Below are 21,335 nucleotides of genomic sequence, written 5' to 3'. Positions count from 1 at the left end.
TCCGCGTCCGTCCCCGCGCGGGACCGCGCGGCGCTCACGGCGGAGGCTGTCGGCTCGCGTCCCGGCCGGCGGCGCCGGGCGATCGGGCGCCGGGCATGTGCGATGCGGCCGGGACTGTTCCACAGAGCAGTCTAGTGGGTGTTCGAGGTGCGCACGCGCGCCCGGCGCCGCCGTCAGGCGGCGACCGCGCGGTAGGCGGCGTCGAGCAGGTCGTCGGACGGGCCGGCGAGGATGGCGGGCCGGCCGACGGCGTCGAGCACGACGAACCGCAGCGTGGCGCCCCGCGCCTTCTTGTCCACCCGCATGTGCTCGCGCAGCTCCGGCCACGCCTGGGCCGCGTAGCCGGTCGGCAGTCCGACCGAGGCGAGGACGGCGCGGTGCCGATCCACCAGCGCGGTGCTGATCCGGCCGGACAGCCGGGCCAGCTCGGCCGCGAAGACCATTCCGACGGCGACGGCGTAGCCGTGCCGGAAGGTGTAGTTCTCGGCCCGTTCGATGGCGTGGCCGAGGGTGTGCCCGTAGTTGAGGATCTCGCGGCGCCCCGCCTCGCGCAGGTCGCCGGAGACGACGTCGGCCTTGACCGCGACGGCCCGCTCGATCAGCTCCCGGGTGTGCCGGCCCTCGGGGCGGGTGGCGCCCTCCGGGTCGTCCTCCACGAGGTCGAGGATCACCGGGTCGGCGATGAATCCCGCCTTGACGATCTCGGCCAGGCCGCCGATGTAGTCCGCGGCCGGCAGGGTCGGCAGCGTGGCGAGGTCGCACAGCACGCCCGCGGGCGGGTGGAAGGCGCCGACCAGGTTCTTGCCCTCGGCGGTGTTGACGCCGGTCTTCCCGCCGACCGCCGCGTCCACCATGCCGAGCAGCGTGGTGGGCACCAGGACCACCGGCACGCCGCGCAGCCAGGTGGCGGCGACGAACCCCGCGAGGTCGGTGGTCGCGCCGCCGCCGACGCCGACCACGGCGTCGCTGCGGGTGAAGCCGGCACGGCCGAGCCGCGCCCACAGGTCGGCGGCCACGGCCGGGGTCTTGGCGGCCTCGCCGTCCGGGACCACCATGGCGTGCACGGTGCGGCCGGCGGCGGTGAGCGCGGCGACGACCGGCCGCGCCACCTCGCCGAGGGCGGCGGGATGGATCACCGCCACCTGCTCGGCGCGCGGCCCGACGAGCCCCGGAAGCTCCCCGAGGACGCCGCTGCCGATGACCACGTCGTAGGGCGCCGAGGTGCCGCCGACCCCGATGCGGGTGGCCGTCATCGCTCTCCGTCCTCGTGCTCGGGGAGGGCGGCGACGATGGCGTCGACGACCTCCTCGGGGTGGTAGCCGCTGGTGGGCACCGTGGTGACGGCCAGCCCCTGGTAGACCGGCAGCCGCTGCTCCAGGAGGGCGCGCAGCTTGGCGCGCGGGTTGCCGAGCAGCAGCGGCCGGGCCTGGTCGAGCCCGACCCGCTTGGCGGCGTCCCGGAACTCCACCTCCAGGTAGACGACGTGCTGGCCTTCGAGGTCGGCGCGGGTGTCCGGGTGCAGGACGGCTCCGCCGCCGAGCGCGAGCACACCGGTGTGCGTGGTGAGCGCCTCCGCGACGACCGCGCGTTCCAGCACCCGGAACGCCTCCTCGCCGTCCTCGACGAAGATCTCGCCGACGGTCTTGCCGGCGCGCTCCTCGACCACCTCGTCGGTGTCGACGAACGCCGCTCCCAGCCGCTCGGCCAGGGCGCGGCCGACCGTGGTCTTGCCCGCCCCGGGCGAGCCGATGAGAACCGCGACGGGTCCGCTCATCAGATCTCCTCGTGTGGCCGCCCCCGGCCCTGCCGGGGAGGGACCACGTCCGTGATGTGTGGTGGGAGCGGGGGGACGGCCGGCTCGGGCGCGGCCGAGACCCGCGCGGCACCGGTCGCGTCCCCTCCGCGGAGGCCGTGGCGTGCGGCCGCCGGCGGCCGCACGCCGGGTGCTACCTGACGGCCAGGGTGTCGAGGTAGCCGCGCAGGTTGCGCGCGGTCTCGGCGACGGAGTCCCCGCCGAACTTCTCCACCGCGGCCTCGGCCAGGACGAGGGCGACCATGGCCTCGGCGACCACTCCGGCCGCCGGGACGGCCGTGACGTCGCTGCGCTGGTGGTGCGCCTGCGCGACCTCGCCGGTGGTGACGTCGATGGTGTCCAGGGCGCGCGGCACGGTGGCGATGGGCTTCATGGCGGCGCGCACCCGCAGGGGTTCGCCGGTGGTCATGCCGCCCTCGACGCCTCCGGCGCGGTTGCTGCGCCGCCGCACTCCGCCGGGACCTGGCTCGATCTCGTCGTGCGCGGCGGAGCCGCGGCGGGCGGCGGTGCGGAAGCCGTCGCCGACCTCCACGCCCTTGATCGCCTGGATGCCCATGAGCGCTCCGGCCAGCCGGGCGTCGAGCCGCCGGTCCCAGTGCACGTGGCTGCCCAGGCCGGGCGGCAGGCCGTAGGCGAGCACCTCCACGACGCCGCCGAGCGTGTCGCCGCTCTTCTTGGTGTCGTCGACCTCGGCGACCATGCGCGCGCTGGTCTCGGGGTCGAAGCAGCGCAGGGGGTCGGCGTCGACCCGGTCGGCGTCGGCCGGGGTGGGGGCCGGGGCGTCCTCGGGAACGGCGACCGGGCCCATGGAGACGACGTGGCTCAGGATGCGGACCCCGAGCGCCTGCTCGCAGAACCGGCGGGCGACCTCGCCGATCGCCACGCGGGCCGCGGTCTCGCGGGCGCTCGCGCGCTCCAGGATCGGCCGGGCCTCCTCGTGCCCGTACTTCTGCATGCCGACGAGGTCAGCGTGGCCGGGGCGCGGCCGGGTCAGCGGCGCGTTGCGGGCGATCCCCTCGAGGACCTCGGCGGCCACCGGGTCCGGGGACATCACCTGCTCCCACTTGGGCCACTCGGTGTTGCCCACCTCGATGGCGACGGGACCGCCGAGGGTGCGGCCGTGCCGGATGCCCCCGATGACGGAGACGCGGTCCTGCTCGAATTTCATCCGGGCGCCCCGACCGTACCCGGCGCGTCGGCGGCGCAGCGCGGCGGCGATGTCGTCGGAAGTGACGGACACGCCGGCCGGGAGGCCCTCCAAGATCGCGACGAGTGCCGGTCCGTGGGATTCGCCCGCGGTCAGCCAGCGCAACATGGCCCCGATCCTTTCACGGTTCGGCCGGTCTCGGCACATCGGGGCACGTGGCCGGGCGGTGGAACCGCTGCTCCGCCCGCCCCGGACCGCCGGGCCCAAGCGCTCAGCCCAGCAGCGCGGGCAGCGGGTCGCCGGCGACGATGACGCCGAGGGCGCCGAGGATCATGAACGGCCCGAAGGGCAGCTGGCTCCTGCGCGTCGCGCGGCGCAGCGCGATGAGCACCAGGCCGTAGCAGGCCGAGAGCAGGAAGGCGACGAAGGTCCCGCTCGCCACGGCGCCGAGCCCGGTCCAGCCGAGGTACAGGCCCAGCAGCCCGGAGAGCTTGACGTCGCCCCAGCCCATGCCGGCCGGATAGATGAACCAGAGCAGCCAGTAGCAGGCCCACAGGGCGGCCATGCCGATGAGGGCGGACCGCAGGGCCGCGCCGCCGCCGGGCGTGGTCGCCGCGGCGGCCCCGAGCAGCGCGAGCGCGACCGGGTAGGCCGGCAGCACGAGCGGGTTGGGCAGCCGGTGGGTGCGCGCGTCGATGACGGCGAGCAGCACGCCCCAGACTCCGAGGAACGCGAACGCCGCCACCTCCGACGGGGACCGGACCGGTCCGCCGGCGATGCTGCCGGAGGCCGCGGCGCCGAGCACCGCCAGAACCACCGCGGTGAGCACGGCCACGACCGCCGGCGACCGGACGGCCAGCCCGCAGGCCGGGCAGCGCCCGGAGGCGGCGAACCGCGCCGGGAGGGCGGCCCACCGCGCCCACGGGACGGTGCCGCCGCAGTGCGGACACGTCGGCGGCGGCGGCCCGGAGTCGTCGTCGGGCCGGTACTCGTAGGCGTGGAACAGCGGTACGACCCGCCCCAGGACCACACCGAGCACGGCACCGAGCGCGGCCAGCGCCACCGGGAGGAGGAAGTCGACGGGCGCGGGCATGACGGCTCTCCAGGGCATCCGCGGGACGGTGGGGAGAAGGGGCGGGACCGGGTCGGCCCCCGGAGAGTGTTCCACACCCCCGCCGCCCGCGCCGGCCCAACCGCCCGGCGGCGGCCGGGCGCGGAGGGCGGGCGGTGCCGGCGGGCGCCCGGTGGGGCGGGGCACGCCGTCGTGGCCTGCGGTTTTCCGGTCGGCCCGCCTCGGCGTGCCGGAGCGTCCCGGCCGCCGGGCCCGGTTAGCATCACCTGAATGAGCCAACACGTCCACTTGCTGATCGTCCGGTACACGGTTCCGCCCGCGCAGGTCGGACCGCATGTCCCCGCGCACGTCCGGTATCTGGAGCGCCACCACGAGGAGGGCGTCTTCCTGGTCTCGGGCACCTCGGTCCCCGCCGAGCTCGGCGGCGCCATCGTCGCCACGGGGGTGAGCCGGGAGCGCGTCGAGCAGATCACGGCGGAGGACCCGTTCGTGCGGGCCGGGGTGGCGGCGTACGAGATCGTCACCATCGACGCCGGGCGCCGGCACCCGGCGCTGGCGGAGCTGCTGGGAAGCGCGACGGAGCGGGAGGCCCCGGTCGCGCGGTGACGCCCGGCCCGGCGCGACGCGGAACGTCAGGCGTCGCGCCGGGCCCGCACCACGGCGCTGAGTTCGATACCGCCGGGCAGCACCGGCGCCAGTTCGGCGGCGAGCCGTTCGGCGACGCGGCGCAGGGTCGCGTCGTCCCGGCGGTCCAGTTCCAGCCGGATGCCGATGTCGGCGCGCTCGGACTCGTGGATGCGCACCCGCTCGATGCCGAACTCGGTGTGGGTGACCCGGTAGATCCGGGCCAGGACCTGCGGGTCCTCCGAGGGGGCGGGCACGGTGCCGTGCTCGGCGAGGCTGGCCAGGAAGTGGCCCTCCACGGCGTAGGTCACCGGTCCGGAGACATCGACCACGAGCGCGTCGGCGCCCTCGTCGACGGCCGCCCGGCAGGCCTCCACGGCCTCCACCGGCACCGGGCGGGCGTCAGGCCGCCAGCGCCGCACCGACTCCACCGAGGTGAAGGCGAGCACGCCCCGGCGCCCGTCGCCGCCCACGAGGATGGGCAGCGCCACCTCGCTCTTCTTGTCGTGCCGGAGGCCGTCGGCGCCCTCCTCGACCTCGACCGGGACGGCGACCACCGGCACCAGCAGGCGGGAGCGGCTGAGGGCGTCGAGCACCTGGCGGTCGCCCGCCGTGCCCCGCGCGTAGCCGTCCAGCTGCTCGCGTAGCTGCGGATCGGCGCCGCCGTCGTCGTCGCGGAAGCGCTGCGCCCCGATGATGCGTGGTCCGGTCACGGAAGGCGACTCTACTTCCTCCCCGGCCGCGTGCTGCCGGGGGCCGGTGCCGGTGGGAACGGTCACGCGCCGCTGGTCTCGCGCAGCCGCTGCTCCAGGACTCCCATGATCTCGCCGAGCTGCTTGGCCTGCTCGTCGCTCAGCACCCCGAAGAGGTTGGCGCGCACGGCCGCCACGTGCCACGGCGCCGCCTCGCGGAGCTTGGACTCGCCGCTCGGGGTGAGCACCGCCCAGGCGCCGCGGCGGTCCTCCGCGCACGTCTCGCGGCGCACGTAGCCGTCGCGCTCCAGCCGGGCGATCTGGTGGGAGAGGCGGCTCTTGGAGACGATGACGGTGTCGGCCAGGCTGCGCATGCGCATGCGCTGCCCGTCCGCCTCCGACAGGTGCACCAGGATGCCGTACTCGACGAGGCTGAGGCCGTTGCGCTGCTGGAGGTCGCGGTCGAGCCGCTCCTCGAGCATCGAGTTCACGACGAGGTAGCTCCGCCACGTCCGCTGCTCGTCGGCGTCCAGCCAGTTGACCGCGCTCATACAGCACATGCTACTTGCGCGCCTCCCCGATCAGCGTAGACTCTCTTCCTGGCAAGAATCTTTCGCTGATGATTCATCGGTGTCACCAGTCCTGCCGACCGGCCACCCGTCCCACCGCTTCCCTGGAGGCAGCAGCATGTCCGAGCAGACCCTCACCCCCGGCATCTGGAAGATCGACCCGGCGCACTCCGAGGTCGGGTTCTCGGTGCGCCACATGATGATCAGCAAGGTGCGCGGCCGGTTCGAGACGTTCGACGCCACGCTCACCGTGACCGAGGACCCGGCCCAGTCCTCGGTGAGCGCGACCATCGACGCCAGCTCCATCAACACCAACCAGCAGCAGCGCGACGACCACATCCGCTCCGCCGACTTCTTCGACGTCGCGAAGCACCCGGAGTTCTCCTTCGTGTCGACCGGGCTCGCCCAGAAGGGCGAGGACATCGTGCTGAGCGGCGACCTCACCATCAAGGGCAACACCCGCCCCGTCGAGCTCGCGCTGGAGTTCAACGGCGCGACCGTCGACCCCTGGGGCCAGGACCGCGCCGGCTTCCACGCCACCACCGAGATCAGCCGCAAGGAGTTCGGGGTGGACATCGAGATGCCGATGGACGGCGGCGGCGTCGTGGTCGGCGACAAGATCAGCATCGTCATCGAGGCCGAGTTCACCCGCCAGGCCGACTAGGCGGGTCCGCGCCCCCGAGCGCGTCCCCCGGACCGGTGCGCCCGGCCGCCTGGCGGCGGCCCGCGGCCCCGATAACGTGGAGGGCGCCGGCGTCCGCCGGCGCCCTCGCCCGTTCCGGGTGCGCCCCCGTTCGAGGCGGCGGGCGCGGGCGGGACCGACCGAAAGGACCGGCGTTGCCGTCGACTCCCTTCTCCGCCGAGGTCGTGCGGGCCGTCACCCGCCACATGAACGACGACCACGCCGACGACACGCTGCTGATCTGCCGCGCCCTGGGCGGCGTCCCGTCGGCCACGGCCGCCCGGATGGTCGGGCTGGACGCCACGGGCGGCGACTTCGCCGCCACCGTCGACGGCGCCGAGGTGGCCGTGCGCCTCGCGTGGAGCGCGCCGCTGACCGAGCGCGCGCAGGTGCGTCACGAGGTCGTCCGCATGTACCGCGAGGCCCGCGCGCGGCTCGGCGCCCCCGCGGAGGGGGAGGGCACCGGGCGCTGACCCGGCGTCCTCCGCGCGCGTCCCGGCTCAGTCGGCCGGGCCCGCACCGTCCAGCGTGTCCAGCCAGGCGCGGACGGCCTCGTTGTGCTCGCCCAGGCCGGGCGGCGGCAGGTGCTCGGCGCGGCCGCCGGCCACGTCGTCGAAGCGCACCGGCGGCCCGGGCAGCTCGATCCGGCCGAGGACGGGGTGCTCGACCGGCAGGACCAGTCCCTGGGAGCGCGTCTGCTCCCACTCGTACACCTGGTCGATGGTGCGGATGGCGCCGCACGGGACGCCGATGCCGTCGATGCGCGCCAGCCACTCGTCGCGGGTGCCGGTGGCCAGCACCGCCTCGATCTCCGTGTTGAGCTCGGCCCGGTTGGTGACGCGGTCGGCGTTGCGGGCGAACCGCGGGTCGGCGGCGTCCAGGCCGAGCAGCCCGGCGAACTTCGCCCACTGCCCCTCGCTGGCGACCGCGACCTGGAGCATGCCGTCGGAGCAGGAGTAGCTGCCGTAGGGGGCGATCGAGGGGTGGTGGTTGCCGATGGACCGGGGCACCTCGCCGGCCACCGTCCAGCGCGTCCCCTGGAACGCGTGCACCCCCACGATCGAGGACAGCAGCGAGGTGCGGACCACCCGGCCGCGGCCGGTCCGCTCGCGCTCGTACAGCGCGGCGAGGGTCCCGTAGGCGCCGTGCAGCCCGGCGAGCAGGTCGCCGATGGGCACGCCCACCTTGGTGGGCTCGCCGCCGGCCGCCCCGGTGATGCTCATCAGCCCGGCCTCGCCCTGCGCGATCTGGTCGTAGCCGGCCCGGCCGCCCTCGGGGCCGTCGTGGCCGAACCCGCTGATCGAGCAGATGACCAGGCGCGGGTTCAGTTCGTGCAGGCGCTCCATGGAGAAACCGAGGCGGTCGAGCACGCCCGGCCGGAAGTTCTCGACCAGCACGTCGCTGGCGCGCACCAGGCGGGTGAGCAGCCCGGCGCCCTCCTCGGACTTCAGGTCGAGCTCGATGGACTCCTTGTTGCGGTTGCACGAGAGGAAGTAGCTGCTGATGGGGTCGTCCTCCGGCCCGACGAAGGGCGGCCCCCAGCCCCGCGTGTCGTCGCCGGTCCCGGGCTGCTCCACCTTGATGACCCGCGCTCCCAGGTCGCCGAGCAGCATCGCCGCGTGCGGTCCGGCCAGGGCACGCGACAGGTCCAGGACGACGATGCCGGACAGCGGTCCGCCGGGTTCTGCCATTTCTGCGACTCCCTCGTGACGGCGGCCAGACCCGGGCCGCCACATTCTCCCGGTTCCAGGAATTGGCCTAGCCAGTGAGCCACGCTAGTCGCTCCGGTCGAGCCGGAACAACCCCCGGCGCCGGAGCCAGCGTCGCCGGCCGGCGTCTCGCCTACTCTGGGAGGCAGGCACGACACCACCCGTCAGCAGACACCCACCCGAAAGACACCGCCTGCACGATGGCCACACCCGAACCCTCCGATCCGAGCGCCCCCACCCAGAAGGTCGAGCCGGCGGCCGCGACCACCCGGCTGGAGCCCGAATCCGGACGGACCCGCTGGATCACCGCCGTCCTGCGCCCGGGTGGCCGCACGCCCGAGGCCCGGGACGCCGACTCCGAGCACACCGTGACCCTGGGCGCGCGCACCCGCCGCCTCGGCACGCCCCGCGGCGAGGCGGCCCGCGCTGCCGGTGCCGCGGACCCCGCCCCCTGGTGGCGCTGGCTCCTCGGGCCGCTGCTCGACTGGTTCGCCCGGCTGGTCGGACGGCTGGTGACCAGTCCCGCGAGCGGGCCCGACTACGCCGTTCCGGCGGAGCTGCGCCGACGCTACACGATCCTCGACCACATCGGGTCCGGCGGGGAGGCCGTGGTCTACCTCGCCGAGCCCGCGGGCCGCTCGGCCGGTGACGGCTCCGCGCCCGGGCGCCGGCTGGCGCTGAAGGTGTACCGCCCGGGTCACGACATCAACCGCGAGCTGCTGGAACGGCTGCGCGCGCGGGGCACCGCCGCGTCGCACACCCCGGCGATCCACGGCTACGGCCACGCGCGGAGCTCGTGGGGCGAGGAGGTGGCCTGGGAGGCCCAGGAGTACTTCAGCGCCGGCTCGCTGCGCGGCCTGATCGACCAGGCGCCGCTGCCGGACGAACGCGCCCGCGAGATCGTGGCGGGGGTGGCCGAGTGCCTGCACCACTGGCAGGACGAGCTCCAGCACAACCACACCGACGTCAAGCCCGAGAACCTGCTGATCCGGCAGACGGATCCGCCGGTGTTCGCCCTGACCGACTTCGGCGGTGCGGTGCGCGCCACCATGAGCCGGGTCTACGGCGGCCTCGCCATCACCGAGGACTACGCGGCGCCCGAGGTCATCGAGGGCCGCCGCGAGGCGCCCGCCGCCTGGTGGTCGCTCGGCATCATGGTGCACGAGATGCTGACCGGCCGCCGCCCGCAGCGCGGTGAGAACTGGCTGACGGCGCGCAACACCGAGGTGGACGTGTCCGCCATCGCCGACGAGCGGTGGCGGCTGCTCGCCCGCGGCCTGCTCACCCCCGCGCCCGACGCCCGCTGGGGGCACGCCCAGGTCGTGCAGTGGCTGGACGGCCGGACGCCCGGGCTGGAGCGGGCCCGCCGGCACGCCCCGATCCGCTTCGCCGACGTCACCCACGAGGACCCGCCCAGCCTCGCCTACGACCTGCTCGACCGCTCGGACAAGGGCGAGGTCTGGCTCGGCGCGCACTGGCCGACGCTGCGCACCTGGCTGGACCGGGAGGTCCGCGACTTCACCTTCGACCGCGGCTACCTGACCCGGCTGGCCGACCACCCCGAGCAGGCGCACCTGACCATCAGTGCGCTCGCCGCCCGGTTCGTGCCCGGTATGCCGCCGCGCTACCGGGGCCACGAGGTCTCGGCGGAGGGGGTACGCGCGCTCGCCGCCGGGGACGCCAGCCGGCATCCGACGCTGCGCGAGGCCATCGAGCTGGGCGCGCTCGGGTTGGCGGCCCGGCACTGGTGCGGCCACCCGGCGTGCCGGTCCGAGGGGACCAACCGGTGCGCGCTGCTGGAGCGGGTGCAGCACGAGGTGCCGCTCGTCATGGAGCAGGTGGAGCTCACCGTCAACAGCGTGGGGCGTTCGGGGGTGCGGGACTTCAGCCGCCCGGCGCGGCACGAGTGGGACGCGGCCTGGGCCCTCGCCGCCGAACTCGTCCTGGATCCGGACGCCGACCAGCGGCACCGCCGGCGGCTGCGCGCGCAGTCGTGGCATCCCGCGCAGCGCAGCGACGCCCCGAGGGTCGACTGGTGGCGCGATCTTCGCCGGAGCGGTCTGCGCGGCCGGCCGGGGCAGGTGGCCACGAGCGCCGCGCTCGTCGCGTCGCTGCTCCTGCTGCCCTGCGCGGCCCGCGCCGGCGCCAAGGTCCGCGAGCGCGACCGCCAGGACGCCCGGGCCCGCTGGCGGCACCGGTGGGACCAGGTGACCGCGGCGGCCGGCGGCGGGTGGGCCAACCTCCGCGAGCGGGTCGGGGCCGCGCGCGCGACCACCGAGGCGGACCCGGCCTCCCGGTACGGTCCCCAGTGGGCGCGCCGCCGCGACGGCCGCCCGCTGGCCGACTGGGAGCGCGACGTACTCGACCCCAAGAGCCCCGCCGAGACCAGGCGCGCGGACCGGGCCATGCGGCGGCTCAAGCGGGCGATGCGCGCGGGCCGGTGCCGCGGCTACGCCTACCCCGCCGGGGTCCTGGGCCTGCTGGACGGCATCGGCCAGTGGCTGTGGACCACGCGCGGCCTGTACAGCGCGCTCCCGGCCATGGAGAGCGCCCGGCTGGGCCTCACCGAGTTCAGCCAGAACCCGGCCATGGCCGGACTCGCCCGCGTGTCCGGCAACCTGCTCCAGCTGCTGCCGGGCCAGATGGCGCAGGCCCCGTGGTTCGCGATCGTGCTCGGCCTGGCACTGCTGGCCCTCGGCCGCACGGCGGCCAACCGGCGCCGCAGCTCCCGCGTCCAGCTCGCGGCCCGGCACCTGGCGCTGGCCGGCACGGTGCTCATGGCCCTCCGGCTGCTGGCGAGCGGGCTGCTCCTGCTGGGCATGGGGGTGCTGATCCCGCTGAGCCTGGTCACGGGGTAGCGGGCGGCGGTACGCGCCGTCCGGGCGGCGGAGGCATCGGACACCGGCCGCTCGTCCGGTGCTCCCCCACCCGGCGGCTCGGGTGCCGCTGATTCCCACCCCCAAGGCGGGGCGTTCTGAGGGCGGCACCCCGGCGGGACCGGCTCGGCGCCCGGACTACCCAGGAGTCGATCCGAGGTGGACCGGCGTCCCGCCGGTCAGCGGTCCAGTCCGTCAAGGTAGGCGTCGATCGGCGCCAGGCTCAGCCAGAGCTGGTCGAAGTAGCGGGCGAAGTAACCGAGGAACGTGGGGTCCTTGACGCTGAACCCGTTCAACTTCTGCCGGGAGCCACCGGAGAAGGCCAGGAAGGCCAGGGTGTCGTCCAGCAGCGCCATGTTCTGGCCGTCCGCGGTGCTGCTCCACCGCAGGATGCTCACCTGGTAGGTGAACAGATCCGCGGTCTCCTCGTGGTGCTCCCGGACCCAGGCGAGCATGGTCGGGTCCGGGATGCCGTCGCTCTCCGGCACCCCGATGATGCGCCGCACGCCCCGCTCGCTCTCCTCCTGCGCTGCCGCGCGGGCCCAGTCGAGGACGGCGGCGAAGTAGTCCGCCGAGGCGGCCGAGGTGTAGTGCGTCGGCGGATACCGGCGCACGTAGGTCATACGGATCTCCGAACGGGCGCCCCGGACCTCGCGGGCCAGTGCCCCGTAGAACTCCGGATTGTTGCGGTACCACGTGGCGGCGAGCATTCCCTGGCCGTCGGGGCGGGCGGCCCGGCCGCGGCGGGCGGCGTCGATACCGCGGTGCGCGTCCTCGTACCGCCTTCGCCAGTCCCGCGGTGAACCGCCGCACGCCTCGACGAAGGCGGACAGCAGCTCCCAGGAGGGGAAGCGGCGGCCGTTCAGGAGGTCGGAGACCGTGGTCCGCCCGCATCCCATCGCGTTGGCCAGTGCCTGCTCTGTCGGCTGCCCCGCCCGCAGCCGCAGCACGCGCAGCTGCTCCGCGAACTCCACCTGGGGCTGCGGGAAGGACGGGGCGGGCTTGGGCATGGGGGCCTCGCAGACAGCTCGACACGGCACGGGTGTCGTCGATTGTCCGTCAATGCCGGCCGCCGTCTGCTGAATTCGGCCGATTCCGGTCTGCCTTCCGGCGTCCTGTCGCCGCTGACCGCTCTGTGTCGGGAACGCGGGCACGCCGCGGCACGGCGGGACATCATCGGGTTCAGGCGCAGCTGGAAGGAAGGTACCAGCGCGAAACCGCGTCGAGCCGCTGCCCGCCCCCGGGGCGGAAGCACCGTTCACGGCTCGACGGTGGCGACCAGGGGCCGCCGCCTCCGTGCCTTCCCACCGGAAGGAGGCGGCGGTCCGGTAGCGAACGACAACGGGAGTGATCCGCCGTGTCCATCGAAACCAAACTCACCCTGCGGGTCCGGCTCGGCGGCCCCGCGGCGCACTTCGTCGCGGTGCTCGCCGCCGGGATCCTGCTGCTGATCTCCGAGGCGTACCTGGTTCCCGCCATCACCCTGCTGCTCGGAGCCGACCTGCCTCCCATCGGCGGGGGTGCGCGTTGACCCGGCCGCTGTGGTGTCCGACCTGCGGGCAGCGCACCTTCCACACCGAGATCACGGTCCGTCCGGTGCTGGACTGCACGGGGCAGGTGCTGGCCGTGTTCGGGACCTTCGAGTGCCGCCGCTGCCAGCGCCGGCAGCGCGTCCGGGTCAGCGGGAGGTGAGGTCGCGGCGCCGGGCCAGCGGCGGCCCGGCGCCAGCCGGTGCGCCGCCCCGCGCCGACACGGTCCGCGGCCGCCACCCCGGACGACCGCACTCGGCGACGTTATGATCGCCGGTGGTGCACATCCGGGCGGACAGACGGCGAGGACGCATGACCGGTCGCGACACAGAGGTGGCAACCGACGAGGCGGCAGCCGACGAGATCGTCCTCACGGCCGGGGAGTACCGGGCGGTCGTCGACCGGCACGGCGCCGCGCTGCAGCGGCTCCGGTGGCGCGACCGCGACCTCGTCTGGGGCTACCGGCGCCCGCCCGGCCCCGCGGCGTTCCAGGGGCAGGTGCTGGTGCCGTGGCCGAACCGCGTCGACCACGGCCGCTACACCTTCGACGGCGCGACCCACCAGCTGGAGGTCACCGAGCCGCAGCGCGACAACGCCATCCACGGGTTCGCGCACGCCGAGGCGTGGCTGCCGGCCGAGATCGCGCCCTCCCTCACCCGGCTCACGCACCGGACCCCGGGGGCGCCCGGATACCCCTTCCCGGTGGAGCTGTCGGTGGAGTACGAGCTGACGGCGGCGTCCGGGCTGACCGTGCGCATCGGCGCCCGCAACATCGGAAGCCGGCCCGCCCCCTACGGGGCCGGGAGCCACAACTACCTGACGGTCGGCGGCCCGGTGGACGAGGCGGTGCTGCTGCTGCCGGCCGGTGAGCGGCTCCCGGTCGACGGCCGGCTGCTGCCGTCGGGGCCGCCGGTGCCCGTGGCGGGCACCGGGTACGACTTCGGCACCCCGCGGCGGATCGGCGACACCGTCCTGGACACCGCCTTCACCTCGCTGCGTCGCGACTACGACGGACGCGCCTGGACCGTGCTCTCGGGGACCGGCTCGGCGGTGGCGCTGTGGGCGGACTCCGCCTTCGGCTGGCTGCAGGTGTTCAGCTCCGACGGCCTGGCCGACGGGGCGGACCGCGGCCAACTGGCGGTGGAGCCGATGACCTGCCCGCCGAACGCGTTCGTCTCGGGCGTGGACCTCACCGTGCTGCCGCCGGGTGGCGCCGTGCAGGCGTGCTACGGGATCCGGCGGGTCGATCCGCTGACGTCCCGCTGACGTCGGCGGTCCCCGCCCGCGGTCCCGCCGTGGGACCGGGCGGCCGGACCCGCCGGCGCGGGGACCGGCTCGGAGGTCAGGACGCGGTCTCCTCCGGCGGCGTGGTGAGCAGCCGGCTCAGCCGGTCCAGGTCCTCGGGGGTGTCGATGTCGTCGGGACGGGCCACGTCGTCGCAGGCCACCGTGGTCACCAAGTGGGAGTAGGCGCTCAGGAAGGGCCGGGCGCCGACGTCGCCCTGCGCGAGCGCCTGCACGCTCGGCCAGTGCTCCCGGGCGAGCAGCACGGGGTTGCGCAGATTGCCGGCGTAGGTGGCGACGGCCGCACGGGCACCGTCCTGATAGGCGGCGACCAGGCGCTCCACCGCCGCGGGCGTGACCAGGGGCTGGTCGGCGAGCGCCACCACGACGGCGTCCACGGCGTCCGGGAGCGCTTCCAGTCCCACGCGCAGCGAGGAGCCCATCCCGCTGTTCCAGTCGGGGTTGTGCACGTCCACGGCGTCCTCGACGTCGATGTCGGCCGCCCCGGTGACGACGTAGACGGGTGCGCAGCCGCCGGTGCGCAGCGTCCGCACGCCCCGGTCGACCAGCCGTTCCCCGGCCAGTTCGACGAGCGCCTTGGGGCGCCCCAGGCGGCTGCCCTCCCCTGCCGCCAAGAGCAGACCCGCGATCGCCGCGCCGTCGCCTCGCGCACGTGTCGTCATGACGTGATGATGCCACGAGCGTTCCCGCCCGCCCGGACCCCCACAGGTCCGCGCATCGCCCGTTACGCCCACAAACGACCCTGATCGTACGGTCGCGTACCCCGATCGGCGCTGTGGTTTACCCGAATTGGTGACCGGTTCCGGCCGCTCAACCGTGCCGTCCGCGCGGCTCCTCGTCAAGGACGTGCGGCTGCGGCGCCTCCTCCGCGCCCCGGGCCTCGGCAGCGTCCCGCGAGCCGGGCCCGTCGACAGCCGGCCGCGTCCGGGGGTCGCGCCGCGGGTGCTCGTCGGCCGGGTCGTCGCCGCGCTGCTGCCGGACCTCCTCGTCGACCACCGCCGCGGCCTCCTCGTCAACGGTCGGCGAGAGCGTGCCGTGCGGCCGCTCCCCGCCCTCCACCAGGGCGGCGGCCTGCGCGTCGAGGCCGCTGGCCATGTTGATCGGCGCCTGCGGCTCCTCGACCACCTCGGGTGCCAGGCGCGCGTGGTCGGCCGGCTCGATGCGGTCCTGCTCCGTGTCGAGCACGCCGCCGCGGAAGAACCGCCGCGGCCGGTTCTCCCGGCGCCACGCGGCCCAGACCACGATGAGTCCGACCGAGATGATCAGCAGCGCTCCGAGCCATCCCCATCCAGGCATAGGTCCCTCCCACCGGAAGTCGCGTGTTCGCGCACCTGCCCGGTGGAGAGCGCCTCATGCACGGCCCGGCGGAGCGCCCGCCCGGCGTTCCCGCCTCCGCGCAGGCCAGGGGCGGGACCGCGGGTCAGCGGCGGCCGGAGCCGGAGGCCGACCCCGCCGGGATCCGGCCGGGCGGCATCGCCGGCCCGCCGTGGATCCGGCCGCGGGTGTCCTGGAGCGGGAGGCCGCTGCCGCCCCACCGGGTCTGGATGAGTTCCGCCGCGATGGAGACCGCGGTCTCCTCCGGGGTGCGGGCCCCGATGTCCAGCCCGATCGGGGAGCGCAGCCGGGCCAGGCGCTCCTCCGGTACGCCCGCCTCCCGCAGCCGGGCCAGACGGTCCTCGTGGGTGCGCCGGCTGCCCATCGCACCGATGTAGCCCGCGCGGGTGCCCAGCGCGAGCCGCAGCACCGGGACGTCGAACTTGGGGTCGTGGGTCAGCACGCAGATGGCGGTCCGCTCGTCGATCTGGTCCGCCACCTCGCTGAGGTAGACGTGCGGCCAGCGGACCACCACCTCGTCGGCGCCGGGGAAGCGCTTGGGAGTGGCGAAGACCGGCCGGGCGTCGCAGACCGTGACGCGGTAGCCGAGGAAGCCGCCGACCTCGGCGACGGCCGCGGCGAAGTCGATGGCGCCGAACACGAGCATGCGCGGCGCCGGCGCGAAGGACCGCACGAACAGCTCCAGCTCGTCGCCGCGCCGCTGCCCCTCCGCTCCGTAACGCAGGATCCCGGTGCGGCCCTGCGCGAGCATGCCGCGGACGTCGTCGTCGACCGCGTCGTCGAGCCGGTCGGTGCCGAGGTGCCCCGCCGCGCGGTCCGGCCAGACGACCCGGCGCGCCCCCACGCGCGCGGGGCCGGCCACCACGGTGGCCACCGCCACCGGCTCGTGCGCGTCGATGGCCGCCAGCACCTCCCCCAGGTGCGGATGCCCGCGGCGGTCGACGGGCTCCACGAACACGTGCAGCTCGCCGCCGCAAGTCAGTCCCACGGCGAACGCGTCGTCGTCGCTGACCCCGTACCGCTCGCGCGCCGGGCGGCCGGTGCGGATCACCTCCTGCGCCAGCTCGTAGACGGCGCCCTCGACGCAGCCGCCGGACACACTGCCGGCCACCTCACCGGACGCCGACACGGCCATGGCCGCCCCGGCTCCGCGCGGCGAGCTGCGCTGGGTGTCGATCACGGTCGCGAGCGCGAACGTCTCCCCCGTCGAGTACAGGTCCGCGACGGCCGTCCTGATGTCACGCACGTGGCGTTCCTCCCCTCCCCCGTCCGCCGCCGATGACGACGGTGGCCAGCTCCTCCAGCGCCTCCAGGCTGTGCCCGGACACGAAGTCGTCGATGTGCGGCAGCGCGGCGCGCATCCCCCCGGTGAGCGGCCGGTACTCCGGCTGCGCCTTGTGCGGATTGACCCAGACGACGCGGTGCGCGAGGCGGGACAGCCGCGCCATCTGGCGGCCGAGCGGGGCGGCGGAGCCGCGCTCCCAGCCGTCGGAGGCGATCACCACGACCGCGCCGCGCGCCATGCCGCGCTGCCCGTAGTGGTCCAGGAACTCCCGGAGCTCGCCACCGAGCCGGGTGCCCCCGCTCCAGTCGGGGATGGCCGCCCCCGCGGCGGCCAGCGCGGCACCGGGGTCGCGGACGCGCATCTCGCGGGTGAGCCGGGTGAGGCGGGTGCCGATACTGAACACCTCGGTGTGCCCGGGGTGGCCCCGGGTGACGGCGTGCGCCAGGCGGAGCAGCGCGTCGGCGTAGGGGGCCATCGATCCGCTGACGTCGACCAGCAGCACCACGCGCCGCGGCCGGGTGGTCCGGTCCCGGCGCAGCAGCCGCAGCGGTTCACCGCCGTCGCGCAGGCCGGTGCGCGCGGTGCGCACCCAGTCGAGCCGGCCGTGCCGGGCGGGGGCGGTGCGGCGGGTCCGGCGCCGCGGCCGGTGCGCGGCGAGCAGGCCGAGCAGCCGGGCCACCTCGGCGCGCTCCTCGTCGGTGAGGGCGGCGAGGTTCCGGGACCGCAGCACCTCGGTGTCGCTGGCCGCGCGCGCCCGACGGGTGTCCGGCGGCTCGCCGGTGTCGCCGCTGGTCTCTGGGGGCCACGCGGCCGGGCGGGGCTGCGGCACCGGCGGGACCGCTGTTCCGGTGGCGTGCTGCCCGCCGAAGTAGGCGGCGAAGCACGCGTCGTAGCGGGGCAGGTCGGCCGGTAGCGAGCACAGGGTCAGCCGGCCGGCCCAGTAGACCTGGCGGGGGTCGGCGACGTCGAGGGCGTCGAGCGCGGCCACGAAGGCGCGCGCCCGGTCGCCGCCGGCCGGCACGCCGGCCGCGCGCAGCGCCGGCAGGAAGCCGAGCAGTGCGTCCAGGCCGGTGCCGGCGGGCGGTGGTGCGGTGGACGTCACCCGGGGTCACCTCCCGCCGGGGCCCCGTTCCCGTCGGCGCCGGTGGCGCTGGCCGCGCCCGCCAGCAGATCGTCGAGCCGGCGGCGCACCTCGTCGTGGTCCTCGCGGTGCTTGACCAGCGCGCCGAGGGTGCGGGCCGCGCGCTCCCGGTCGAGCCCGCGCGCCCCCAGGGCGACCAGCGCGGCGGCCCAGTCGATGCTCTCGGCCACCCCGGGCGGCTTGAGCAGGCCGGGGCCCGCGGCGGCCGGATCGCGGAGCCGCTGGGTGACCCGCGCGACGTCGCGCACCAGCCGCTCGGTCGCCTCGGGCAGCCGGCGCCGGATGATGGCGACCTCGCGGTGGAAGTCCGGGTGCGGCATCCAGTGGTAGAGGCAGCGGCGCTTGAGCGCGTCGTGCACCTCGCGGGTGCGGTTGGAGGTGAGCACGACGAGCGGGGGTACGGCGGCCCGCACGGTGCCGAGTTCGGGGATGGAGATGGTGAAGTCGGCGAGGAACTCCAGCAGGAACGCCTCGAACTCGTCGTCGGCGCGGTCGATCTCGTCGATGAGCAGCACGCTCGGCGCCGGTCCGCTCGTCTCCAGGGCGCGCAGCAGCGGACGCGCCAGCAGGAAGCGCCGGTCGTAGAGGCCGGCCTCGAGTTCGGCGACGCCGTCGGCGCCGGCGGCCTGGGCCGCGCGCAGGTGCAGCAGCTGGCGCGGGTAGTCCCAGTCGTAGAGGGCCTGCGCGGCGTCGATGCCCTCGTAGCACTGCAGGCGGATCAGCGGACCGCCGACGGCCGCGGCGAGCGCCTTGGCGAGTTCGGTCTTGCCGACCCCTGCGTCTCCTTCGAGGAACAGCGGGCGCCCCATCCGGAGGGCGAGGAAGCAGGCCGTCGCGACGCCGTCGTCGGCAAGGTAGTCCTGGGCGTCGAGCAGCGCGGCGAGGTCGGCCGGTGCCGGGACCGCGAGACCGCGGGACTCGATGACATCGCTCATGACGTGGCCGCCCCCTTGTGCCGCTCTCCGCCAGGCTATGCCGTTGCGGGCGGGGAGGGTAAGGCGGACGTTCCCCGAAACCACCGCCCCGATCCCGCCATTCGCCCCCACGACCGGCCGCCCTCTCCCGGAAGCACCGAAGGACGGCCGCCGCCGCGACCGTCCCGAGTGCTGGACCGCTGGTGCTGTTGTTCCCGACGGGCCGGCTGCGGTGTCCCCGCTACCAGCCGGACAGGTGATCGACGACGAGGGAGAGCAGCGCCAGGGTCACCACGACGAACCAGAGCAACAGCCCGACCGGGTCCGCCCGGCGCGACCGATGCGCGTTCCTGTTCCGGTCCTTGACGTCCATGTCGGTGAGACGCACTACGGCGCGGTTGCGTTCGGTCGCCGTCCGCATCGATATGACGCCGTGACGTTTCCAATCGCGGACGCCGCCGTCCTGCGGCCCCACTCGTCCGATCGGCCGCGCACCCGATTCCGCCGAACAGACCAGGTGACCACCGGTACGGAGCCGACGTCAGCCGCTACCGGTGGGCGGGACGGAGCCCGTCGCCACGGACGCGAGGTCACCGGCGCGGCCGTTTCCGGCCATGGCCGGCCGTCGGATTTCGGGGAGCGGTCGCGGAGCGTCACCGCGGTACGGTGCCGGGCCTTTTGCGCGTGCCGCCGCCCCCGCGACAGCTCCCCCAGCGGGAACTTCACAGACCAGGTCACCACCCTCCTCGAAAGGACGTAGCGCGATCGGCGAATCACGTACCGTCATGACAAGAAGGATGCTCGTGACCCATTTCTCGCGCACCGGCAAGCGGGCCCTGGCTCTTGTGGGCAGCGGCCTGCTGTCCGCAGGTCTCGCCACGGCGACGGCCACCGAGGCCAGCGCCGCAGAGATCGTCATCATCGACGGCTACACCCAGACGGTGCGGGAGTCGGCGGGCGTCCCCGTCGTCTGCCCCACCAACCAGGTTCTTCTCGGCCGAGCGCATTCCGGCGACGAGAACGGCAGCACCACGTACTACTGCGGCCTCATCCTCATCGACGGGCAACAGGTCCAGGTGAGCGCCCCGATCTGGAGCGGTTCCCAGCGCGAGAGCGACTCGTTCTTCGCGGCCCCGGTTAACCAGGTCCTGGTCGGCCGGCAGCACTCCGGCGACGAGAACGGACAGACCCGCTACCTGTACGCCCGCATAGTGGACTGACCCGCGTCCTGACCGGAGCGAACGCCGCCCGCCCTGCGTGCCCGGCCGGAGGCCCACTGCCAGCCCCGGCCGGCGGGGAACGCCGCGCCGTCATGTTCGGGGTGGGCGCGCGCTGGAGCGGAAACGGCCCCGCACCCACCTAGGATGCGGGGCCGTTCGCGTCCTCAGCCGCAGCCGTGCCGCACGGACACCGCCCGTCTCGGTGGGACCGCCGATGGCGGCCAGAGGCCGACGGCGCTCCGGCCACGGCGGGGGCCGGGGACCAGGTGCGGGCACTTCTGGTTCCCGATCGGCCCTGCAATCCGCGACGCGCGACCCGCGCCGCTGCCCTCAGCCCGGTTCCTGTGCCTCTCCGCGCTGGTGGAGCAGCGCCTGGAGCTGTGCCAGGTTCTCACCGGCCATTCGGCCGTCGTTGCTCTGGATGCCCATGGCCGCGAGCGTGGAGCCGTCGGCGAGGTCGATCGTGGGCCACGGCTCCCCCACGGGCATGCGGATGTCGACGATCTCCGCCCAGTCGAGCACGTGCGTGCGGATGCAGTTGACGACGGTGACCCCGCGTTCGGTCGCCAGCACGCGCGGCCGGGCGAGCAGGTGCAGCACCCCGACCCCCACGAGCCCGATGGCCACCAGGCCGACGCGGTCCTGGAGCCCCCAGTCCGCCGGCAGGATCACCGCGAGCGCGACCATGGTGGCGAGGACCAGTCCGGCCAGCCCGTAGCCGACCACGCGGATGTTGCGCGGCCGCCATGTGGCGGGCAGGTCCGGAACCGGCGGGCGGGCCGAATCGCCCACAGCGTCACCATCTCTCACGTTTCCCGGCTGCACGGCTGGATCGTCTCCTGTCTCTGGATTATCACGGCGGACGGCGCGACCGGGCGAACCGCCCGGCCGCGCCGCGCCGCGCCGCGTCGTCAGCCGACCGGCGCTCCACCGTGGGAGCGCAGCCGGCGCAGGACCAGCGCGGTGTCGAGGGCGGCGACGGCCGCCTCCCACCCCTTGTCCTCGCGGCTGCCCGGCAGGCCGGCGCGCTCGCGCGCCTGCTCCAGGGTGTCACAGGTGAGCACCCCGTTGGCCACGGGCGTGGCCGCGCGCAGCGCCACCTCCGTCAGCCCCTGGGTGAGCGACTGGCAGACGTACTCGAAGTGCGGGGTGCCGCCCCGGATCACCGCGCCCAGCGCGACCACGGCGTCGTGCCCGCGGGCGAGCTCCTGGGCCACCACGGGCAGCTCGACGGCGCCCGAGACCCGCACGACGGTCGGCGCCGCCACGCCGCTCTCCCGGGCGGCGGCCAGCGCGCGCTCCAGCAGCGCGTCCACGATCTCGGCGTTCCAGCGGGTCGCGGCGACGCCCAGGCGCAGTCCGGCGGCGTCGACCGCGCTGACATCGGGGAGTCCGGCTCCACTCATGGCTGTGTCTTCCGTTC

General features: G+C 75.1%; 24 protein-coding genes. 8 read left to right on the top strand and 16 right to left on the bottom strand.

Features of this window, described 5'->3' with window-relative positions; genetic code table 11:
* Positions 1 to 173: 173 nt before the first annotated feature.
* The 4 genes from aroB to DEF28_RS03215 form a co-directional block, all read right to left on the bottom strand.
* Entirely contained in the window at positions 174 to 1,253 is a 1,080-nt protein-coding gene (gene aroB / locus DEF28_RS03230; protein ID WP_114396405.1) for a 3-dehydroquinate synthase, read from the bottom strand.
* Positions 1,250 to 1,777: a shikimate kinase gene (locus tag DEF28_RS03225; protein ID WP_114396404.1), complete on the bottom strand. Its 528-nt coding sequence runs from the start codon at positions 1,775 to 1,777 to the stop codon at positions 1,250 to 1,252. The genes aroB and DEF28_RS03225 overlap by 4 nt, the downstream gene beginning before the upstream one ends.
* 169 nt (positions 1,778 to 1,946) lie before the next feature.
* Positions 1,947 to 3,128, bottom strand: coding sequence for a chorismate synthase (aroC, locus tag DEF28_RS03220; RefSeq protein WP_114396403.1), 1,182 nt, complete (start codon positions 3,126 to 3,128; stop codon positions 1,947 to 1,949).
* A gap of 103 nt (positions 3,129 to 3,231) precedes the next feature.
* Positions 3,232 to 4,053: a prepilin peptidase gene (locus DEF28_RS03215; RefSeq protein ID WP_114396402.1), complete on the bottom strand. Its 822-nt coding sequence runs from the start codon at positions 4,051 to 4,053 to the stop codon at positions 3,232 to 3,234.
* 249 nt (positions 4,054 to 4,302) lie between these two features.
* Here DEF28_RS03215 and DEF28_RS03210 point away from each other — a divergent pair, with 249 nt between their 5' ends.
* A complete protein-coding gene (locus tag DEF28_RS03210) occupies positions 4,303 to 4,638 on the top strand; it encodes a YciI family protein (RefSeq protein WP_114396318.1) in 336 nt (111 codons plus the stop codon).
* Between the two features lie 26 nt (positions 4,639 to 4,664).
* Here the strand turns inward: DEF28_RS03210 and DEF28_RS03205 are convergent, their stop codons facing one another.
* Together DEF28_RS03205 and DEF28_RS03200 are read right to left on the bottom strand one after the other, a co-directional pair.
* Positions 4,665 to 5,369, bottom strand: coding sequence for an SseB family protein (locus tag DEF28_RS03205; protein WP_114396317.1), 705 nt, complete (start codon positions 5,367 to 5,369; stop codon positions 4,665 to 4,667).
* 62 nt (positions 5,370 to 5,431) lie between these two features.
* Positions 5,432 to 5,908, bottom strand: a complete 477-nt coding sequence (locus DEF28_RS03200; RefSeq protein WP_114396316.1) for a MarR family winged helix-turn-helix transcriptional regulator — start codon at positions 5,906 to 5,908, stop codon at positions 5,432 to 5,434.
* A gap of 127 nt (positions 5,909 to 6,035) precedes the next feature.
* Between DEF28_RS03200 and DEF28_RS03195 the strand changes: the two genes are divergently transcribed.
* Together DEF28_RS03195 and DEF28_RS03190 are read left to right on the top strand one after the other, a co-directional pair.
* Positions 6,036 to 6,581, top strand: coding sequence for a YceI family protein (locus DEF28_RS03195; protein WP_114396315.1), 546 nt, complete (start codon positions 6,036 to 6,038; stop codon positions 6,579 to 6,581).
* Between the two features lie 173 nt (positions 6,582 to 6,754).
* Positions 6,755 to 7,072, top strand: coding sequence for a DUF2470 domain-containing protein (locus DEF28_RS03190; protein ID WP_181874200.1), 318 nt, complete (start codon positions 6,755 to 6,757; stop codon positions 7,070 to 7,072).
* A gap of 27 nt (positions 7,073 to 7,099) precedes the next feature.
* Here the strand turns inward: DEF28_RS03190 and DEF28_RS03185 are convergent, their stop codons facing one another.
* Complete coding sequence (locus DEF28_RS03185) at positions 7,100 to 8,290, bottom strand: CaiB/BaiF CoA transferase family protein (RefSeq protein ID WP_114396314.1); 1,191 nt, start codon at positions 8,288 to 8,290, stop codon at positions 7,100 to 7,102.
* Positions 8,291 to 8,508: 218 nt separating this feature from the next.
* On the opposite strand from DEF28_RS03185, the gene DEF28_RS03180 reads away from it, so the two are divergent.
* Positions 8,509 to 11,166, top strand: coding sequence for a protein kinase domain-containing protein (locus tag DEF28_RS03180; protein WP_114396313.1), 2,658 nt, complete (start codon positions 8,509 to 8,511; stop codon positions 11,164 to 11,166).
* 197 nt (positions 11,167 to 11,363) lie between these two features.
* Here DEF28_RS03180 and DEF28_RS03175 read toward each other — a convergent pair whose 3' ends face one another.
* Complete coding sequence (locus DEF28_RS03175; protein ID WP_114396312.1) at positions 11,364 to 12,194, bottom strand: helix-turn-helix domain-containing protein; 831 nt, start codon at positions 12,192 to 12,194, stop codon at positions 11,364 to 11,366.
* 347 nt (positions 12,195 to 12,541) lie between these two features.
* Between DEF28_RS03175 and DEF28_RS27415 the strand changes: the two genes are divergently transcribed.
* The 3 genes from DEF28_RS27415 to DEF28_RS03170 all read left to right on the top strand — a co-directional run bounded on the left by DEF28_RS27415 (position 12,542) and on the right by DEF28_RS03170 (position 13,979).
* Entirely contained in the window at positions 12,542 to 12,715 is a 174-nt protein-coding gene (locus DEF28_RS27415) for a hypothetical protein (RefSeq protein ID WP_158562754.1), read from the top strand.
* Positions 12,712 to 12,876 carry a hypothetical protein gene (locus DEF28_RS27410; RefSeq protein WP_158562753.1) on the top strand — a complete coding sequence of 55 codons (165 nt, stop codon included), beginning with the start codon at positions 12,712 to 12,714 and terminating at the stop codon, positions 12,874 to 12,876. Before DEF28_RS27415 ends, DEF28_RS27410 begins: the two co-directional genes overlap by 4 nt.
* Positions 12,877 to 13,025: 149 nt before the next feature.
* The gene (locus DEF28_RS03170; RefSeq protein ID WP_114396311.1) at positions 13,026 to 13,979 is read left to right on the top strand and encodes an aldose 1-epimerase family protein; all 954 of its coding nucleotides are present in this window, start codon (positions 13,026 to 13,028) and stop codon (positions 13,977 to 13,979) included.
* Between the two features lie 76 nt (positions 13,980 to 14,055).
* On the opposite strand, the gene DEF28_RS03165 is transcribed toward DEF28_RS03170, so the two are convergent.
* The 6 genes from DEF28_RS03165 to DEF28_RS03140 all read right to left on the bottom strand — a co-directional run bounded on the left by DEF28_RS03165 (position 14,056) and on the right by DEF28_RS03140 (position 19,167).
* Positions 14,056 to 14,679, bottom strand: coding sequence for a nucleotidyltransferase family protein (locus DEF28_RS03165; protein WP_114396310.1), 624 nt, complete (start codon positions 14,677 to 14,679; stop codon positions 14,056 to 14,058).
* Between the two features lie 148 nt (positions 14,680 to 14,827).
* Entirely contained in the window at positions 14,828 to 15,313 is a 486-nt protein-coding gene (locus DEF28_RS03160; protein ID WP_114396309.1) for a hypothetical protein, read from the bottom strand.
* Between the two features lie 124 nt (positions 15,314 to 15,437).
* Positions 15,438 to 16,598: an XdhC family protein gene (locus DEF28_RS03155; protein WP_114396308.1), complete on the bottom strand. Its 1,161-nt coding sequence runs from the start codon at positions 16,596 to 16,598 to the stop codon at positions 15,438 to 15,440.
* Complete coding sequence (locus DEF28_RS03150; RefSeq protein ID WP_233515063.1) at positions 16,591 to 17,739, bottom strand: vWA domain-containing protein; 1,149 nt, start codon at positions 17,737 to 17,739, stop codon at positions 16,591 to 16,593. Before DEF28_RS03150 ends, DEF28_RS03155 begins: the two co-directional genes overlap by 8 nt.
* On the bottom strand, positions 17,736 to 18,713 hold the full coding sequence (locus DEF28_RS03145; protein WP_114396307.1) for an AAA family ATPase: 978 nt from the start codon (positions 18,711 to 18,713) through the stop codon (positions 17,736 to 17,738). Before DEF28_RS03145 ends, DEF28_RS03150 begins: the two co-directional genes overlap by 4 nt.
* 220 nt (positions 18,714 to 18,933) lie before the next feature.
* On the bottom strand, positions 18,934 to 19,167 hold the full coding sequence (locus DEF28_RS03140; protein WP_147280060.1) for a hypothetical protein: 234 nt from the start codon (positions 19,165 to 19,167) through the stop codon (positions 18,934 to 18,936).
* Between the two features lie 328 nt (positions 19,168 to 19,495).
* Between DEF28_RS03140 and DEF28_RS03135 the strand changes: the two genes are divergently transcribed.
* Complete coding sequence (locus DEF28_RS03135) at positions 19,496 to 19,912, top strand: hypothetical protein (protein ID WP_181874199.1); 417 nt, start codon at positions 19,496 to 19,498, stop codon at positions 19,910 to 19,912.
* A gap of 330 nt (positions 19,913 to 20,242) precedes the next feature.
* Here the strand turns inward: DEF28_RS03135 and DEF28_RS03130 are convergent, their stop codons facing one another.
* Together DEF28_RS03130 and ribH are read right to left on the bottom strand one after the other, a co-directional pair.
* Positions 20,243 to 20,704, bottom strand: coding sequence for a PH domain-containing protein (locus tag DEF28_RS03130; RefSeq protein ID WP_233515062.1), 462 nt, complete (start codon positions 20,702 to 20,704; stop codon positions 20,243 to 20,245).
* 119 nt (positions 20,705 to 20,823) lie between these two features.
* A complete protein-coding gene (ribH, locus tag DEF28_RS03125; protein ID WP_114396305.1) occupies positions 20,824 to 21,318 on the bottom strand; it encodes a 6,7-dimethyl-8-ribityllumazine synthase in 495 nt (164 codons plus the stop codon).
* Between the last annotated feature and the right edge of the window lie 17 nt (positions 21,319 to 21,335).

It is taken from the genome of Marinitenerispora sediminis (genome assembly GCF_003336425.1).
Taxonomy (GTDB): Bacteria; Actinomycetota; Actinomycetes; order Streptosporangiales; family Streptosporangiaceae; genus Marinitenerispora; species Marinitenerispora sediminis.
The sequence above is the reverse complement of the archived record's forward strand: the minus strand, read 5'-3'. Positions and strand labels throughout refer to the sequence as shown.